This is a genomic window from Acidithiobacillus ferriphilus, from assembly GCF_018854775.1.
Taxonomy (GTDB): domain Bacteria; phylum Pseudomonadota; class Gammaproteobacteria; order Acidithiobacillales; family Acidithiobacillaceae; genus Acidithiobacillus; species Acidithiobacillus ferriphilus.
In genome coordinates this window covers 1-2,940 of sequence record NZ_JAAZTY010000248.1, presented here as the reverse complement: position 1 = coordinate 2,940, position 2,940 = coordinate 1, and the positions used below count along the sequence as shown (strand labels likewise).

Genomic DNA, 2,940 nt, shown 5'->3' with positions numbered 1-2,940 from the left:
CGGCACCTGCCATACCATCAGCATTCCCGGCATTACCATTGCCGGGAAAACAGGCACGGCACAAGTACCGGTGGGCTATAAAAATGGCCACACTATCTATAACAACGACTCTCTTTTTATCGGCTGGGCACCGGTACATCACCCCAAAATCGCCGTCGCCGTGGTAGTGGAATATGGCGGGCACAACGCCTGGCAAGCTCTGCCGGTGGCTCGCGCGGTGATCAAAGCCTATTTGCAGCCCAATGAAAAAACAACAGAAAAGGTTGCCGAAAAACCCGCAGCGCATTATGATGCGCCCCTTGCTATTGGGGAGAAAGGTTCTGTCAACCCTCGCCCCGCTCATTCCATGACACCATAAGGAGTCCAGAAAATGACAGATTTTGCGATTGCGGCCGAGCCGCGTGAAGAAAATGGCCGCCGGGCCAGCCGCCGCCTGCGCCGTACCGGTATGGTGCCCGCCGTGCTGTACGGAGACGGCAAGCCAGCGCTGGGGCTCAGCATTGAAGCCCGCCTGCTCCGCAAACTGCTGCCCGATGAGCGCGCTTATACCAACGTCATCACGCTGGAATTCCCCAAAGGGAAAGAAACCGCGCTGATCCGCGACATTCAGATGCATCCCTACAAGGAAGAGGTCCTGCATATGGATTTTTTGCGTGTTCATGCCGGTGAGCGGGTGCATTTGCACGTACCTATCCACTTCCTGAACGAGACGACCTGTGCTGGTATCAAGGCCGGCGGTGTACTGCACCGTGCTCTGGTGGAAGTGGAAGTGGAAGCCCCGGTGGGCCGTCTGCCTGAGGCCATTGAAATCGACATTGGCAAGCTGCTGGTGGGGGAAAGTCTGCACCTGTCCCAGATCACGGTGCCCGAAGGCGTCGTCCTCCTGCCCCTGCAGCATGAGGATGACAAGGAAATCGTCTCCATCCACAATCCGCGTACCGGTGCCGAGGCGGAAGAAGCCCCGGAGACCACCGCCTGAGGCCTTATGGACTGGTTGTTGGCGGGCTTGGGCAACCCCGGTGCGGAATACGCCCGAACCCGCCATAATGCCGGCTTTTGGACGCTCCAGACCTTTGCAGACCGGGTCGGAGCGTCTTTACGTATGGAGCGGCGCTGGCATTGTCTGGCCGCTACGGCACGCGCTTCCGGACTGGAACTGGGGCTGTGTATGCCGCAAGATTTCATGAACCGCAGCGGTGGCCCGGTACAGGCTATGGCGGCCTTTTATAAAGTGCCCGCAGAACGGATTCTGGTGATTCATGATGAACTGGACCTCCCCCCAGGCAGCGCACGACTGAAACGCGGTGGTGGTCATGGCGGGCACAACGGCCTACGCGATCTCGACCATGCCCTGGGCACCCGCGATTACTGGCGGCTGCGCATCGGTATCGGCCATCCAGGGCATAAAGATGCGGTCATCGGTTATGTGCTTGGCGCTCCGACGGCGGCGGACAAGACCCTGATTGACGAGGCGATTGAACGCAGTCTCGGCGTACTTCCCGATTTTCTCAGCGGCCGCACGGATGCGGCACAAAAAACCCTGCATAGCGATTAGGAGTTTCTTATGGCTTTGGCCTGCGGCATCGTCGGCTTACCCAATGTCGGCAAATCCACCCTTTTCAACGCCATCACCAGGGCAGGTATCGCGGCGGAGAACTATCCTTTCTGCACGATCGAGCCGAACGTCGGCCTGGTTGCCGTGCCGGATCCCCGTCTTGAGGCCCTCTCAGAGATCGTCAAACCACAGAAGGTACAGCACGCCACCATGGAGTTCGTGGACATCGCCGGGCTGGTGGCCGGTGCAGCGCAGGGTGAGGGTCTGGGCAACCAGTTTCTCGCCCATATCCGCGAGACAGACGCCATTGCCTTGGTCACCCGCTGCTTTGAGGATCCCAACGTGGTCCATGTGAGTGGCCATGTGGACCCGGTGGCGGATCTGGAGGTGGTGCTGACGGAGCTGATTCTGGCCGATCTCAGCACTGTGGAAAAGGCCCAGGCGCGGGTGGCGCGGCAAGCCAAGGGAGGCAACAAGGACGCGCTGGCCGAAGTCGCCGCCATGACCCGCCTCCTGCCCCACCTCAATGAAGGCAAGCCGGCCGCCAGCCTGAACCTGAACAGCGAGGAGCAAGAGCATCTGCGCAGCCTCTGTCTGCTGACCATGAAACCCCTCATGGTTATTGCCAATGTCGCTGAGGACGAGTTGCAGGGTGGCCCCTGGCGTGCACCCCTGGAAGCCTGGGCGGCCGAACGGCATGCGAGTGTGGTGCCCGTCTGCGCCGCCATCGAAGCAGAGTTGGCAGAACTGGAACCGGAGGAGCAAAGCGCTTTCCTGCAGGACCTGGGGCTGGAGGAGCCCGGCCTCAACCGCATCATCCGTGCGGCGTACCGTTTACTGGGTCTGCAGACCTACTTCACTGCCGGCGTCAAGGAGGTCCGTGCCTGGACCATCCCGGTGGGCGCCACGGCGCCACAGGCGGCGGGGGTTATTCACAGTGATTTCGAACGCGGCTTCATCCGCGCCCAGACCATCGCCTATGACGATTTCATTCAGTACAAGGGCGAACACGGGGCCAAGGAAGCGGGCAAGATGCGGGCGGAAGGAAAGGAATATGTGGTGCAGGATGGAGATGTACTGAACTTCTTGTTCAACGTGTAGCGGAAAACCGTTCAAAATAGATTGCATGATGCGTGTTTTAACGTACACTTCCTCTCATGGAACAGGTCTGCAAAAAAATTCGGCAACTCCGCGAGGATAAGGGCTGGTCCGTGCGCGGACTGGCGGCCCGTGCCGAGATTTCACCCAGCGCCCTCTCGCAGATTGAGGCGGGGCAGAACTCCCCCTCCATCGCCACGCTGGAAAAAATCTGCGGGGCGCTGCAGATTCCCATCGTCGCGATTTTCGATGACGGAGAAACGGCGGGTTTGCCATTGATCATGCGC

At 59.9% G+C, this 2,940-nt stretch carries 5 protein-coding genes; all 5 read left to right on the top strand.

The window, feature by feature from the left end:
* A partial coding sequence (locus tag HF921_RS12945; protein ID WP_264318210.1) for a penicillin-binding transpeptidase domain-containing protein occupies positions 1-358 on the top strand: 358 nt, incomplete at its 5' end.
* Between the two features lie 12 nt (positions 359-370).
* A complete protein-coding gene (locus HF921_RS12940) occupies positions 371-979 on the top strand; it encodes a 50S ribosomal protein L25/general stress protein Ctc (RefSeq protein ID WP_215893974.1) in 609 nt (202 codons plus the stop codon).
* Between the two features lie 6 nt (positions 980-985).
* Complete coding sequence (pth, locus tag HF921_RS12935; protein WP_215892420.1) at positions 986-1,555, top strand: aminoacyl-tRNA hydrolase; 570 nt, start codon at positions 986-988, stop codon at positions 1,553-1,555.
* 9 nt (positions 1,556-1,564) lie between these two features.
* Entirely contained in the window at positions 1,565-2,656 is a 1,092-nt protein-coding gene (ychF, locus tag HF921_RS12930) for a redox-regulated ATPase YchF (protein ID WP_215893973.1), read from the top strand.
* Positions 2,657-2,712: 56 nt separating this feature from the next.
* Positions 2,713-2,940, top strand: a 228-nt coding sequence (locus HF921_RS12925) for a helix-turn-helix domain-containing protein (RefSeq protein WP_215893972.1), incomplete at its 3' end; no start/stop codon positions are given.

Excerpts from the sequence above, each read along its gene's own strand:
- HF921_RS12940 (WP_215893974.1), top strand. The coding sequence starts at position 371 with ATGACAGATTTTGCGATTGCGGCCGAGCCGCGTGAAGAAAATGGCCGC.
- pth (WP_215892420.1), top strand. The coding sequence starts at position 986 with ATGGACTGGTTGTTGGCGGGCTTGGGCAACCCCGGTGCGGAATACGCC.
- ychF (WP_215893973.1), top strand. The coding sequence starts at position 1,565 with ATGGCTTTGGCCTGCGGCATCGTCGGCTTACCCAATGTCGGCAAATCC.